The sequence below is a fragment of the Rhodoferax sp. genome, assembly GCF_034519335.1.
In the GTDB taxonomy this organism is placed as follows: domain Bacteria; phylum Pseudomonadota; class Gammaproteobacteria; order Burkholderiales; family Burkholderiaceae_C; genus Allorhodoferax.
Window position 1 is genome coordinate 143,347 of sequence record NZ_JAXHOL010000040.1, and the last position, 13,889, is coordinate 157,235.

11 protein-coding genes and 1 pseudogene are annotated in these 13,889 nt (G+C 60.9%); 6 read left to right on the forward strand and 6 right to left on the reverse strand.

Going from position 1 to position 13,889, the window contains the following annotated elements; genetic code table 11:
- Positions 1 to 19: 19 nt before the first annotated feature.
- Positions 20 to 1,516 carry a M48 family metalloprotease gene (locus U5O12_RS18455; RefSeq protein ID WP_322580051.1) on the forward strand — a complete coding sequence of 499 codons (1,497 nt, stop codon included), beginning with the start codon at positions 20 to 22 and terminating at the stop codon, positions 1,514 to 1,516.
- Positions 1,517 to 1,573: 57 nt separating this feature from the next.
- Positions 1,574 to 2,716, forward strand: coding sequence for a M14-type cytosolic carboxypeptidase (locus tag U5O12_RS18460; protein WP_322580052.1), 1,143 nt, complete (start codon positions 1,574 to 1,576; stop codon positions 2,714 to 2,716).
- A 17-nt stretch (positions 2,717 to 2,733) separates the two neighbouring features.
- On the opposite strand, the gene U5O12_RS18465 is transcribed toward U5O12_RS18460, so the two are convergent.
- Together U5O12_RS18465 and U5O12_RS18470 are read right to left on the reverse strand one after the other, a co-directional pair.
- Positions 2,734 to 3,381, reverse strand: coding sequence for a FecR domain-containing protein (locus U5O12_RS18465; RefSeq protein ID WP_322580053.1), 648 nt, complete (start codon positions 3,379 to 3,381; stop codon positions 2,734 to 2,736).
- Between the two features lie 22 nt (positions 3,382 to 3,403).
- Entirely contained in the window at positions 3,404 to 3,844 is a 441-nt protein-coding gene (locus U5O12_RS18470; RefSeq protein WP_322580054.1) for an FKBP-type peptidyl-prolyl cis-trans isomerase, read from the reverse strand.
- A gap of 208 nt (positions 3,845 to 4,052) precedes the next feature.
- On the opposite strand from U5O12_RS18470, the gene U5O12_RS18475 reads away from it, so the two are divergent.
- On the forward strand, positions 4,053 to 4,568 hold the full coding sequence (locus U5O12_RS18475) for a MarR family winged helix-turn-helix transcriptional regulator (protein ID WP_322580055.1): 516 nt from the start codon (positions 4,053 to 4,055) through the stop codon (positions 4,566 to 4,568).
- Positions 4,565 to 5,254 (forward strand): GNAT family N-acetyltransferase, encoded by a 690-nt coding sequence (locus U5O12_RS18480; protein ID WP_322580056.1) that lies wholly within the window; start codon positions 4,565 to 4,567, stop codon positions 5,252 to 5,254. Before U5O12_RS18475 ends, U5O12_RS18480 begins: the two co-directional genes overlap by 4 nt.
- 146 nt (positions 5,255 to 5,400) lie before the next feature.
- Here U5O12_RS18480 and U5O12_RS18485 read toward each other — a convergent pair.
- Positions 5,401 to 5,673: pseudogene (locus U5O12_RS18485) on the reverse strand (molecular chaperone HtpG); the annotation flags it as partial.
- Positions 5,674 to 6,055: 382 nt separating this feature from the next.
- Between U5O12_RS18485 and U5O12_RS18490 the strand changes: the two are divergent.
- Both U5O12_RS18490 and U5O12_RS18495 read left to right on the forward strand, forming a co-directional pair.
- Positions 6,056 to 6,601 carry a hypothetical protein gene (locus U5O12_RS18490; RefSeq protein WP_322580057.1) on the forward strand — a complete coding sequence of 182 codons (546 nt, stop codon included), beginning with the start codon at positions 6,056 to 6,058 and terminating at the stop codon, positions 6,599 to 6,601.
- Positions 6,594 to 9,053, forward strand: coding sequence for a TOTE conflict system archaeo-eukaryotic primase domain-containing protein (locus U5O12_RS18495; protein ID WP_322580058.1), 2,460 nt, complete (start codon positions 6,594 to 6,596; stop codon positions 9,051 to 9,053). Before U5O12_RS18490 ends, U5O12_RS18495 begins: the two co-directional genes overlap by 8 nt.
- Positions 9,054 to 9,187: 134 nt before the next feature.
- On the opposite strand, the gene U5O12_RS18500 is transcribed toward U5O12_RS18495, so the two are convergent.
- The 3 genes from U5O12_RS18500 to htpG form a co-directional block, all read right to left on the reverse strand.
- Complete coding sequence (locus tag U5O12_RS18500; protein ID WP_322580059.1) at positions 9,188 to 10,201, reverse strand: ParA family protein; 1,014 nt, start codon at positions 10,199 to 10,201, stop codon at positions 9,188 to 9,190.
- On the reverse strand, positions 10,198 to 11,409 hold the full coding sequence (locus U5O12_RS18505) for an ATP-binding protein (RefSeq protein ID WP_322580060.1): 1,212 nt from the start codon (positions 11,407 to 11,409) through the stop codon (positions 10,198 to 10,200). Before U5O12_RS18505 ends, U5O12_RS18500 begins: the two co-directional genes overlap by 4 nt.
- A 338-nt stretch (positions 11,410 to 11,747) precedes the next feature.
- The gene (gene htpG, locus U5O12_RS18510; protein WP_322580061.1) at positions 11,748 to 13,754 is read right to left on the reverse strand and encodes a molecular chaperone HtpG; all 2,007 of its coding nucleotides are present in this window, start codon (positions 13,752 to 13,754) and stop codon (positions 11,748 to 11,750) included.
- Positions 13,755 to 13,889: the final 135 nt, after the last annotated feature.

A 13,889-nucleotide genomic window follows, 5' to 3' on the forward strand; every position in this document is an offset into this window, starting at 1 on the left:
CGCCACCCACACCAAGCCCATGAAGTTCAAACTCCCCAGCCTCCTGCTCGCCGCCCTGCTGCTCACCAGCTGCGGCACCACCATGGTCAACCCGGTCACCGGGCAGGCCGAGCGCTCGGTGATGAGTGAAGAGGACGAGGTGGCCGAAGGGGCCAAGGCGCATGCGGAAGTGTTGAAGGAGTACGGCGTCTACAACAACGCCGCGGTGCAACGCTATGTCACCAACCTGGGCAATGCGCTGGCGGCGCAAAGCCACCGCAGCCAGCTGCAGTGGCACTTCACCGTGCTGGACAGCCCCGAGATCAACGCCTTTGCGCTGCCCGGTGGTTATGTGTATGTGACGCGGGGCATCATGGCCTATATGGACAGCGAGGCGGACTTGGCTGGTGTCATCGGCCACGAGATTGGCCACGTCACCGCACGTCATGGGGCGCAGCGTGCCACGCGCCAGCAGACCGCGGGCTTGGGCGTGTTTGCCGCCAGCATCTTGGGGGCGGTGCTGGAGACCCAGGGTTTTGGTGGCGCCGGTCAGTTGGCCAGCCAGGCCTCGCAAAGTGTGGCGGCGGGCTACATCGCGTCTTATGGGCGCGAGCAGGAGCTGCAGGCTGATGGCCTGGGTGCTGAGTACCTGGCGCGCACCAAGTATGACCCGCGCAATATGGTGGACGTGATCAACGTGCTGAAGAACCAGGAGCGTTTTGCTGCCGACCAGGCCAAAGCCGAAGGCCGCCCGGTGCCCAGCGGCAGCGACTGGCTGGCCTCGCACCCCAGCAACGACCAGCGCTTGCAGGCCATCACTGCGCTGGCGGCGCAGTACAAAGACCAGGGCGGCTACAACAGCGAGGGGCGCGAGCGCTACCTCAAGCTCATCAGCGGCATGACCTTTGGCGACAGCCCGGCCCAGGGCCTGACGCGGGGGCGCAATTTCTACCACGAGCCCCTGGGCATCGCGCTCACTGCGCCCACGGGCTGGTACATCCAGAACGACGCCGACCAGCTGGCCTTGCTGAACACCGCGCGCGATGCAGCCGTGGTGGTTCGCGTGGCGCCGGTGCAGGCAGGCAAGACGCACACGGAGGTGATCCGCACCCTGCTCAAGCCTACGCAGGGCCGCACGGAAGCCACCACGCTCAACGGACTGCAGGCCACCCGCTTTGCCGGCGTGCGCACCGCCAGCAATGGCCAGAGCCAGGCGCTGGAGGCTACCGTCATCACCGGTCCGGGTGGCACCATCTATGTGCTGCAAACCAGCGCCAAAGATGCCAATGCCTTGCAGCGCGCCCGCGCCCAGGTGCGCGAGGTGGAAGGCAGCTTCCGCGCGCTCACCGCCCAAGACAAAGCGGCCGCGCGGCCCTGGGGCATCAAGACCGTGGCCTACCCCAAGGGTGGTTTTGCCGAACTGGCCAAGAACTCTCCGATTGCGCGGCCTGAGCAGCAGCTGCGCCTGATTAACGGCTACTACGGCGGCGGTGAGCCCAAGGTTGGGCAGCTGGTCAAAGTGGTGGATGCCCTTTAATTGCTATTCATACAGGAGCTGCTCGCGCAATAAGCACGGGAGCTAGAGGCCAATTTCATGCATAAACTGCACATTTCTACCCAGTTCGACTCCGGCGCCATCGAGGTGGTACGCTTGGAGCGCGCCGACGACATTCAGCTGCGCATCCGCAAGGACAGCGCGGCCGAGTTTGCCCAGTGGTTCCACTTCTGCCTGCACGGCGCGGCCTTCCAGCCGGTGACGCTGCGTTTTCTGAACGCCGGTGAAAGTGCCTACCCCAAGGGCTGGGAGGGCTACCAGGTGGTGGCCAGCTACGACCGCCAGGAGTGGACGCGCATCGACACGCAGTTTGACGGCAAAGAAATGACCGCCCGCCTCACGCCCATGGCGCAGGCGGTGTACTTTGCCTATTTCGAGCCGTATTCCTACGAGCAGCACCTGGACCTGCTGGCCTCGGCTGCCACCTCGCCCTGGGTCACCCTGCAGCGCTTGGGCAGCACCGTGCAGGGGCGTGACATGACGCTCTTGCGCATTACCGACGATGCGGGCGACACGCCGCCCGAGCAGAAAAAGAAGGTCTGGATGATTGCGCGCCAGCACCCCGGCGAGACCATGGCCGAATGGTTTGTGGAAGGCTTCTTGGAGCGCCTGCTGGACGCCGACGATGCCGTGGCCCGCGTGCTGCGTGAGCGCTGCATCTTTTACGTGGTGCCGCACATGAACCCGGACGGCGCGGTGCTGGGCAACCTGCGCACCAATGCTGCCGGTGCCAACCTGAACCGCGAGTGGGCCGCCCCCACGGCCGAACGCTCGCCCGAGGTACTGCTGGTGCGCCAGGCCATGCTGGACATCGGCGTGGACCTGAACCTGGATGTGCACGGCGACGAGGGCCTGCCCTACAACTTTGTGGTGGGCTCCGAGGGCACGCCCGGCTACAGCCCGCGCGTGGCCGCGCTGGAAGACGCCTTCAAAGCCAGCTGGGCCGCGAACTGCCCGGATTTTCAGGACCGCGTGAACTACGGCAAGACGGCGCCCGGCCAAGCCAACCTGACGCTGGCCACCAGCTGGATCGCCCAGCAGTTTGGCTGCCTGGCTTTCACCGTGGAGATGCCCTTCAAGGACAACGCCGACCTGCCCGACCCGCTGGTGGGCTGGAGCGGCGAGCGCTCCAAGAAGCTGGGTGCCAGCGTGCTGCAGCCGCTGCTGCAGTGGAGCGCCTGAGCGAGCCCGCGCCCGGCCTAGTAACTGGTGCTTTCTTTGCCTGCAAAGGGCGGCAGCCGGCCCACCAGCGCTTCGAGCAGGGTGAGCTCGTAATCGCGGTGGTTGATGACGGGTGCGGCCCGGAGCAAGGGGGCTGCGGTGTCATTGCCTACCCAAAAGGGGGAGTCGTGGTAGCGGGTAACCAAGGTGCGCGCCTGGCTGGGGTCGGCCTTGGGGCTTAGCTCGGCGGTGCCGTAGCACAGGCAAAAGTAGGTGCTGGTGTCGGTGGTTTCGATGTAGCAGGCGGTGCCGCGAATGCCCACGGTGGCGGTGGGCATGTCGATACGCAGCTTGCCGGGGCCAAACACTGCCAGCACCTTGCCCGTCACCACCCGCAGCACGGCGGTGATGCCCTCGCTGGCGAACTGCACCTGGCTGTCCTCGCGCATCAGGTAGGCGTTGTTGCCCATCACGTACACCACCTCACTGGCCTTGCCGGTGGCTATGGTGTCGCCATTGAGCACCAACTGGCCTTCCTGGGCCGGGCTGCCATTGACACGCACCGTGCCCTTGAGGCTGCGGATGCCAGGCGATAGCGGGCGTGCACCCATGGCCAGGGCCTGCACCATGCAAGACGCCACGCTGGCGGCGCCCAGCGCCTGAAGAATGTTGCGACGGTATGGCATGGGCGCTCCTGGGGCAGAAGGGTTACTTGCCGTTGATGCCCAGCAGTTCCACGTCGAACAGCAGCGTTGCATTGGACGGAATCACACCACCCGCGCCGCGCTCGCCATAGGCAATCTGGGGCGGGCAGGTGAGCTTGGCTTTGCCGCCCACCTTCATGCGCTGCACGCCCTCGGTCCAGCAGGCAATCACGCGGTTCAGCGGAAACTCAATCGGCTCGCCACGCTTGTAGGAGCTGTCGAACTCTTTGCCATCTGGCAGGGTGCCGCGGTAGTGCACCTTCACCGTGTCGCTGGCCTTGGGGCTGGCGCCGGCGCCTTCTTTGAGCGCGCGGTAGACCAGGCCGGTGCTGCTGACCACGGCGCCGTCTTCTTTGGCAGAGGCTGCGGTGGTGGCGTTTTGGGCCCAACTGCTGGCGCAGGCCAGGGCTAGGGTGAGGGCGGTAATACGGGTGATGGTGTGCATGGTGGAGTCTGTATCAAAGAGGGAAAGTCGGCATTGTCGCAGCCGGCTGTGGCGCTAGGTCTGGGGGCTGCGTGCCCGGCTGGCCAGCACCTCAAACCAGATCATCAGATTGGTTGCCAGGGTGTACCTCATTGGACAAGGCTCAGGTTTGACAGAATGAAATTATTTTCATATCATGCTATATATCTTGATATGAAAGGAGCAGGCTGTGCGCGATATTGTCAAAGAACTAGGCTTTCTGACACTCGGTACCCGTTTCAAACGCATTGGTGATTTGTTGCAGGCGCAGACGCAAGAGTTGCTTTCGAAGAACGGCATGGAGTTGCCGGCCGCCCACTATCCCTTGCTCGCAGCCTTAGACCAATTGGGTCCTTTGGGTGTGAGTGAACTGAGTCGGGCCGTGGGTGTAAGTCAACCTGTGGTTAGTCGCTCACTGCTCGGCTTGGTGGAGTCAGGTCTGGTGGAGTCCAAATCAGTAACAACCGATCAAAGGATGCGTCGCATCCAACTCAGTCGAAAGGGCCGAGAGCGAGTTAAGTATGCCAAACAAGCCGTGTGGCCATTGATAGAGGCTGCGGTTGCACAAGTTTGCGAGCCGCTCAACGGATCGCTGCTAGAACAGCTTGCGACTCTCGAAATCGCCCTTGAAATGCTTTCACTGCAGCAACGCGCTTCCAATTTCGCGCCTGCCGCCTTGGTCTCTACACAAAGGACTTCCACATGATGAACTGGCTTGATCGGCCTGTCTGGGCTTCTCTGATCCATACCCCGCACCTTGCAATGGGCGGTGACTTGGCCAAGCGTTTTCAACGCGGTGTCAACGTGTTTGCGGCAACATGCAACGAGGACGCCGCCAGTCTTGTTGCGTTGCGAGAGTTGGTTTGCGAAGGAGAGTCCGTCATCTTGACTCAAGTGCCGGCAATTTGCGTACCAGACGGACTACAGATCGAGCGCGCAGCGCGAGCAGTGCAAATGCTTGCAAAGCGACGCATCACGCCGGCAGTGCATGGCTGTGCGGTCGTGGAACTTGGCAATGCAGATGCGGCTGAAATGTGCGCCCTGGCACGGCTGACTGAACCCGGTCCCTTTCTGGATCGCACGCACACCATGGGCCGATTTGTCGGTGTGCGAATAGACGGGCGTTTGGCTGCCATGGCAGGAGAACGCATGCGCTTTCCTGGCTTCACGGAGGTGAGCGGTGTGTGTACACATCCGGACTTTCGTGGGCGGGGTTTGGCAAAAGGGCTGTCATCGGTTATCGCCAGTGGTATTCAGCAGCGTGGCGAGCAACCCTTCCTTCACGCATGGGAAAGCAATCGCAGTGCAATCGCTCTTTACGAGAGTTTGGGTTTTGAGCTCCGCGTGCATGCGCAGGTCGCTGTATTGAAAAGGAGCGATTCCCAGGCCTAGTCCGTGAGTGCATGACTCCAGAAGAAAGCCCCGCCAGTCTCACAACTGCGGGGCTGATTTTGCGCATTTCGCTACAAATTTAGTAGCTGCTTGCGCAGTATCCACGAGGGCTGGAGGTTAATTTGACCCCAAAATTGCCTCTGGCGTCACACCAGCAAGGCGTTCACCCGCTTCACATACGCAGCCGGGTCCGCAGGCAGTCCGCCTTCGGCCAGCAGGGCTTGGTCAAACAGGATGTGGGCCAGGTCGTTGAAGTGGACCGAGCCGTCCAGCTTTTTCACCAGCGCGTGTTCGGCGTTCACTTCCAGCACCGGCTTCACTTCAGGCGCCTGTTGGCCAGCTTGTTTGAGCATGCGGGCCAGTTGGGTGCTCATGCCGTCGTCTTGCACCACCAGGCAGGCGGGGCTCTTGGCCTTCCTTCATGCGTGCGTTGTCGTCGGCAAAGCGCAACAGCTTGCACAGCCGCTCTTTGTTGGACAAGGGGCCTGGAAACTGTGAGGGCGGACTTTTGTGGGTGGTGCGTTTGTGTGACAAATTTGGGTGACGGGATTCGAGCGGACGTGCCCGCGCGACTCGCAGATGTCTTATGACGCATGAACATCAGTTGCAACGAGTTGTACGATAGACACGAGACAAAGGGATAGGAAAATGAAGCCAAGAGAGATAGCGGACGTACGCGCTGTCGCGCGGAAGGTGGCCATGCTGCAAACGGCCGAAAGGGGCGGAGCCGGGCGACGCCATCATGCATGAAGATGCACTGAACGGCATCGCATCGATCGTTTGACCGACTCAAGGAATTTCATGGCAACAAAGAAGGCCAAATCAACATGGATCGACGTCAAGGCCAAGCTGACCGAAGTTGACCGCGCCGGCCTGCTCGCCTTGGTGCAAGACCTCTACGCTGCCGGCAAAGACAACCAGGTCTTTCTGCATGCCCGTCTGCACCTCGGTGGCGATGTGCTCAAGCCTTACAAGGCCACCATAGACCGCTGGCTGTGGCCGGATGTGTTCAAGAACCAGGATATCTCGGTGGCCAAGGCCAAGAAGGCCATCGCAGACTACAAGAAGGCCTTGGGCGCGGTCGAAGGGCTGGCGGAGCTAATGGTCTTCTATTGCGAGCGGGACTCTGGATTTTGCGCCGAGGTCGGCATGGACGACGAAAGCCATTTCGACGCATTGGTGTTGATGTTCGCGCAGGCCCTGAAGACCATCGCCACCTTGCCGAAGACGCAGCGCCCGGCACTCTGGGGGCGCTTGGTTGTGGTTCGAGACCGTAGCCACAACATTGGCTATGGCGTGGGTGAGAGCATGGACGAGCTACTAGCGGAGCACGGGGTCGATGACTGAGCACGATGTGTTTGCAACGCTGCAAGCCGAGAATGCGCGGCTGGTTGCGTTGCTGGAATCGCATGGCATTGAATGGCACACGCCGTCATCAACGGTTTCGCAGCCAACGCGGGCCGCACCAGAAACACTGCATGTCAGCTTGTCTACTGCCGAGAAGGTAACGTTGTTTCGGCGGCTGTTCCGGGGCCGCACGGATGTCTATCCGGTGCGTTGGGAGGGCAAGACATCGGGCAAGTCGGGCTACGCACCTGCTTGCGCCAACGAGTGGCGGGTTGGCATCTGCGAGAAGCCGCGCATCAAGTGCGGCGACTGTAGCCAGCGGCTGCTGGTTCCGCTGTCCGATGCGGTGATCTACGACCACTTGACCGGCGAGCACACGGTGGGCATCTACCCGCTGCTGGAAGATGACACCTGCTACTTTCTGGCGGTCGATTTCGACGAAGCCGAGTGGCAGGGGGATGCCCAGGCGTTCATGCAGTCGTGCACCGAGCTGGGTGTGCCAACAGCACTGGAGATTTCGCGCTCGGGCCGGGGCGCGCATGCTTGGGTGTTCTTCGCTGGGCGGGTGTCCGCACGCGATGCCCGCCGCCTGGGCACCGCCTTGATCAGCCACACCTGTGCGCGCACCCGGCAGCTCAAGCTGGCGTCCTATGACCGTTTGTTTCCCAATCAGGATACGATGCCCAAAGGAGGGTTTGGCAACCTGATTGCCCTGCCGCTGCAGAAACACCCGCGCGCGAGCGGCTACAGCGTCTTTGTGGACGCTGCGTTGCGTCCGCACCGCGACCAGTGGGCGTTTCTCGCATCCGTCCAGCCCGTGGCGCCACATGACGTCGAGCCGACCATCCTGCGCGCCACCGGCGGCATCCATCCGTTGGATGTGACTTTCATCGACGACGAAGACTTGGCCACGCCATGGAAGCGGCAGGCCAGCGTGTCCACGAAGCTGGTCGGCACCATGCCCAAGGCTTTGACCGTGACGCTGGGCAACTTGGTCTACTTCGAGAAGAGCGAGCTGCCCCAAGCCTTGGCCAATCGGCTGATCCGGTTGGCGGCCTTCCAGAACCCCGAGTTCTACAAGGCCCAAGCCATGCGCCTGTCGGTGTGGGACAAACCGCGCGTCATCGGCAATGCCGAGAACTACCCGCAGCACATCGCCTTGCCGCGTGGTTGCCTCGACGCCGCCCTGGCCTTGTTGAAGGACAACGGCGTTCGTTGTGACCTGCGGGACGAACGTTACGGGGGCGAGCCCATCGATGCCAGCTTCGTCGGCACCCTGCGGCCCGACCAAGAGTTGGCAGTGGCGGCCATGCTGCATCACGATGCTGGGGTGCTGTGTGCTCCCACCGCATTCGGCAAGACGGTGACAGCAGCGGCCATCATCGCCCGGCGTGGTGTGAACACCTTGGTGCTGGTACACCGCACTGAACTGTTGAAGCAATGGCAAGAGCGCCTGCAAGCCTTTCTCGCCATGGAGCCCGGCGCAGGCAAGCGTGTGGTAGGCACCATTGGCGGCGGCAAGGCAAAACCCACTGGCAAGATCGATATTGCCGTGATGCAGTCTCTGTCCCGCCAGGGCAAGGTTAACGCGCTGGTTGAGAACTACGGGCAGGTCATCGTCGACGAGTGCCACCATGTGGGCGCCGCATCGTTCGATGCCATCCTCAAGCGAACCAAGGCGAAGTTCGTTCTGGGTTTGACCGCAACGCCGATTCGCCGCGACGGCCAACAGCCCATCATCTTCATGCAATGCGGGCCGATTCGGCACACGGCAGCCAGGCCGAGCGGTGCGCCACACGACCTGGAGGTGGTTCCTCGATCACGGTTTGCCCGCATAGCCCTGCCAGCCACGGCGGGTATTCAAGAAGTGTTCCGGTACCTCGCCAATGACCTGGCCCGCACCCAAGCCATTGCGGCGGAGGTCACGGCGGCGTTCGAGCAGGGCCGCAAAGTGCTGGTGCTGACCGAGCGCACGGAACACCTAGACGCCATCCACGAAGCCCTCATCGCACTGGTGCCGCAGCCCTTCATGTTGCACGGGCGGTTGTCGAAGAAGCAGCGGGCCACCTGCATCGCCGAACTTGACGCGCTGCCACCCGAGGCACAACGCATCCTGCTGGCTACTGGAAAGCTGGTGGGCGAAGGATTTGACCACCCGCCGCTGGATACCTTGGTGCTGGCCATGCCGGTTTCCTGGAAAGGCACGCTGCGACAATACGCAGGCCGTTTGCACCGAGAACATGCTGGCAAAGCCGATGTACGGATCATCGACTTCGTCGATACGGGCCACCCCGCGCTGTTGAGAATGTGGGACAAGCGACAGCGAGGCTATCGCGCGATGGGGTATCGAATGGGCGTCGAACTGAGAGGCGATGAAGGAGATTTGGCTGAAGCCTCTGACAATCCCGCGCCCGCAACTGAGCATCCAACGCAGAAGGGCGGCATGACATGAGCCGGTTCAAGCCATACTTCCCCAACGCTGCTCAGGTCTTCAACGCGGCCGAAGAGTTCAAGCAGCGTTGCCTGCTGGGTGACTACGTTTCTTCGTCATCCACGCGATCAAATTTTTCTCTTGTCGTGCCATGCTTAGTTCATGGGGTGTTGTTGTGGCTCGATACGTTCGAGAATGGCGACGGCCAGTGCCTTGAAGTCGCTCCAGGCATCTCGCACCGCGTAGGAGTGGCTGCCAATGGCCCCATCGGCCGTGGAGAGTTGGAAAATGGGTTTGCGTACCTCTTGCGCCATAGGTACCAGGCTGCGGTAATGCTTGAGCTTGGCCAGGCAGTTGGCGTCAACGGGCAAGACCATCTGCGTGCCGGTTTGCTGGAGCACGCTTTCGCGGTAAGTTGACGGAATTCGGTCCGCCCACTTTTTGTAGGCCTTGACGGGGCGAGAAAGCCGCTCGGTGTGCTGCATCAGGATGTAACCTTGCGGCTGCATGGCACCACGTGGCAAGTCAAACGAAGGTGCGTTCCAGTTGTCCAACCGTTTGCGCCAGTCGTTGCGCCAGTGTTCCAGTGTGGGGCCAAGGTTGTGCAACCCCTGAAGCGAGAAGAGGTCCGCCGCCAAGGGGATGACTACATGGTCGCTGGCAATCAAAGCCGAACGGTTGATGGCTCCCAGGTGCGGGCCGACGTCCGCCAGTATCAAGTCCGCACTGTGCTGCGTAGCGGCCATTTGGGCCACCTGCCAGAAGGCCGATAGCAAACGCATGGGGCGGTACAGGTTGGTGGAGCCCATCGCAGAAGGCCAGGCCTGGGACAGGGTATCTTCAAAACCCGCCAGTGCCAGATCGCCAGGAACCAGATGCAATCGCGGGTTGATGGTCTTGGTCTGAGGCGCAAGAATGTCGCCTACTTCGGTCAGCGGGCGAATGCATTGGTAAACCGTGTCCGAGCGGGCCGATGTATCGTCCGCATCCCACAATGACTCCAGTTCTTCTTCGGAAAGAAAAGCCGATGTCAAATTGGCCTGTGGATCGAGGTCGATGGCAACCACACGCTTGCCCATCTCGGAAAACATCCATGCCAAATGAAAAACCAACGAGGTTTTGCCAACACCGCCCTTGTTATTGAAAAATGTCAAGATCGGGGTCGTCATGGTGCACGCCTCACGGTGGCCAGCACGATGGTCGGCTCCACCTGAAATTCAAGGTCCGGATTGCCATTGGCCTTCAGCGCACGGCGTGCTTCCGCGATACCAAACCCGAAGCGTTGGACAAACCCCAGGGTCTTCAGCACCGAAGCCACGTTGGGGTTGCGGTAGTCGCTTACGCCGGGGCGGCCAAAATTCTCGGCAGTAACCGTGCCATAAGGGCCGCCCGCGTTGGTGATCTCAATCCGGTCATCGAACCAGTAAACCCGGACGGGCGCGTTGGTGTTTTCGTACGTCCGGTGCATGACCGCATTGCGTGTGAGTTGCTGCAGTGCGGAAAGGGGGTAGGGTGTGGAGCGAACCTCGGTCGTGGTTCCGGAGGTGAAGTCCACCGCTACCGCCAGCGTGGCCTTGAGCTTGTCGTCCAGGCGTCTCAGCATCTGGTCGAGTGAGCCATCCATTTCTTGTTCATCGACAACAGGGTCTCCCCATTGGGTTCCACGGATGCGCAGAAACTGAACGTACGCGCACGGCACCCAGGTGCGCGGGGTTTTTCCGAGGGTCAAAATGCCGATGACCGTGGGAGTCGGGTCGTCCGCAGAGGCGATCATTCCCATGGAGGCTAGGCGCTCTTCATAACTGCGACCGTTGACTGCCAGCACATCCGCCGCAACGGCCTGCGGCAAGTATTCACTTTCGAAAGCGACGCGGTTGAGCTCGCTGATAGGGCAGCCCTGGATCGGATGGGTGTCAAAAGCGCGGTCGCGATGGCGGCGCTTTTCGTTCAGGATGCGCTCGTCCTGCGCGCTGGCGTGACCGCGACGCGGGCCGACTCGAATCCAGATACGCCCTTCATAGCGGACCGGTGGCGCGTCTGCGGGCCAGACCGTTACAACGGCCATTGCCGCACCTTTCAAAACCCGCTGCTCAACGGTCAGCGTGGGAGGGGGCACGATTTTGCCGTCCGTTTTCATATCGGAAAGCGTCTGCAGCAGTTGGTCGGTTACCAGGATATTGGCTGCGCTACCGTCGTCATTGGCGCCGATGAAAACGATACCGGGTTTGCCATGGTTGGGTAAGTCGTTGGCGAATGCGCAAACTGCCTGACGGGCTTTCTCCGGCGCGTTGCCTGCCCAAGCGGCCTTACGTTCCGTGCGATCCGATTCAAGGTCGTCGAGTAGCGCGGTCAACTGTTCATCTGTTAGCGGATTCATGATGCAACCTCTTGGTATTCGCGAAAGGTTGAGCTTAATCGAAGCTGAAACGAGGCTTGTTCACAGGGCTCCTTGAAATAGCCAATCTGTCATCTTCAAGCTTGGTCGCCGCCGAAAGCAGGCAGGCGTTTGTCAGTGTGTATATGCTTCCCGATGCCCACTACACCGCCAGGGCGGTGGCCGTCCAAGTGGCAGTTGGCCTTTCTCGAGCAAACAGAAAGCCCCGCCAGTCTCACAATTGCGGGGCTTTTTTTATGCGGAATTTGCTACTAATTCAGTAGCTACTTGCGCATATTTCACGGGGGCTGAAGGCCAACTTGGCTCTCAATCCCCGCGCATTACACCAGCAAGGCATTCACCCGCTTCACATAAGCAGCAGGGTCCGCAGGCAGTCCGCCTTCGGCCAGCAGGGCTTGGTCAAACAGGATGTGGGCCAGGTCGTTGAAGTGGACCGAGCCGTCCAGCTTTTTCACCAGCGCGTGTTCGGCATTCACTTCCAGCACGGGCTTCACTTCGGGCGCGGTCTGGCCGGCTTGTTTGAGCATGCGGGCCAGTTGGGTGCTCATGCCGTCGTCTTGCACCACCAGGCAGGCGGGGCTGTCGACCAGGCGGGTGGTCACGCGCACGTCCTGGGCCTTGTCTTTCAGCGCTTCCTTGAGCTTGGCCAGCAGCGGCTTGAAGGCTTCTGCAGCTTCCTCAGCCGCTTTCTTCTCGGCTTCGTCTTGCAGCTTGCCCAGATCGACCGCACCCTTGGCGACGGACTGCATGGGCGTGCCGTCAAAGTCGTGCAGGTAGTTCAGCGCCCACTCGTCCACGCGGTCGGTCATCAAGAGCACTTCGATGCCCTTTTTCTTGAACACTTCGAGCTGTGGGCTGTTCTTGGCGGCAGCGGCGTTGTCGGCGGTGATGTAGTAGATGGCCTCTTGGCCTTCTTTCATACGCGCCTTGTAGTCGGTCAGCGACACGCTCACGCTGTCGGTGGTGCTGCTGGCAAAACGCAGCAGCTTGGCCAGACGCTCTTTGTTGGCAAAGTCCTCGCCCAGGCCTTCTTTCAGCACGGCACCAAATTCTGCGTAGAACTTGCTGTACTTGCCAACGTTCGCTTCCTGTTCGGCCTTGTCTTCTGCGCTCAGCACATCGGTCACGCCATCCGTGCCGGCTTCCGGCAGCTTGTCATTCTTGGCCAAGGTTTCCAGCATGGAGAGCACACGTTTGGTATTGCCTTCGCGGATGGCTTTCACATCGCGGCTTTCCTGCAGCAGTTCGCGGCTGACGTTCAGCGGCAGGTCTACGGAGTCGACCACACCCTTCACAAAGCGCAGATAGGTAGGCAGCAGGGCTTCGGCGTCGTCCATGATGAACACGCGTTTGACATACAGCTTCACACCAGCGGACTTTTCGCGGTTGTACAGGTCCATCGGCGCTTTGCCGGGGATGTACAGCAATTGGGTGTATTCGGTGCTGCCTTCCACGCGGTTGTGCGTGTGGGCCAGTGGCGCTTCAAAGTCGTGGCTGATTTGTTTGTAGAAGTCGTCGTACTGCTCTTGGGTGATGTCCTTCTTGGCGCGGCTCCAGATGGCGTTGGCCTTGTTGACGGTTTCCCATTCGCCGGTTTTGACCATGGTGCCGGGCTGGCGGCCGCCGTTTTCGTCGCTCGGGTTGATCAGCTCGCCGTCTTTCCACTCTTCCTTTTCCATCTGGATGGGCAGGCTGATGTGGTCGGAGTATTTGTTGATGATGCCCTTGACTTTCCAGGCCTGGGCGTAGTCTTGTGCATCGTCGCGCAGGTGCAGGATGACGCTGGTACCACGCGCTTCGCGGGTGATGGTTTCCACCTCAAACGCGCCGCCACCGCTGGCACCGCCGTCGTTAACACTCGCACTTGTCCAGCGCACGGCTTCATTGGCCGCCAGGCCGGCACGGCGAGATTCGACGGTGATCTTGTCGGCCACGATGAAGCCGGAGTAGAAGCCCACGCCAAACTGGCCGATCAGGTTGCTGTCGGACTTTTGGTCGCCGGTGAGCTTGCTCACAAAGTCTTTGGTACCGCTCTTGGCGATGGTGCCCAGATTGTCAATGGCTTCCTGTTGGCTCAGGCCAATGCCGTTGTCGGTGATGGTTAGTGTCTTGGCGTCCTTGTCGAAGGTGACTTTCACCTTCAGTTCAGGGTCGTTCTCGTACAGGCCGCCATTGTTGATAGCCTCAAAACGCAGCTTGTCGCAGGCGTCCGATGCGTTGGAGATCAGCTCGCGCAGGAAAATCTCTTTGTTGGAGTACAGCGAGTGGGTCACCAGGTGCAGCAGCTGGGCTACTTCGGCCTGGAAATTCATGGTTTGTTTGGTCATAGATAGGTCTCTGGGTATAAAAAAAGCAAGGTGCGTCGGTAGACAGGCGCCTGCGGCACGGGCAACCCGCAATTATGGGCGACGGGGGGTGTTTCAAGAGGAGCGCCCTGATGTGTAGAAATGCGCGAGCTGCAT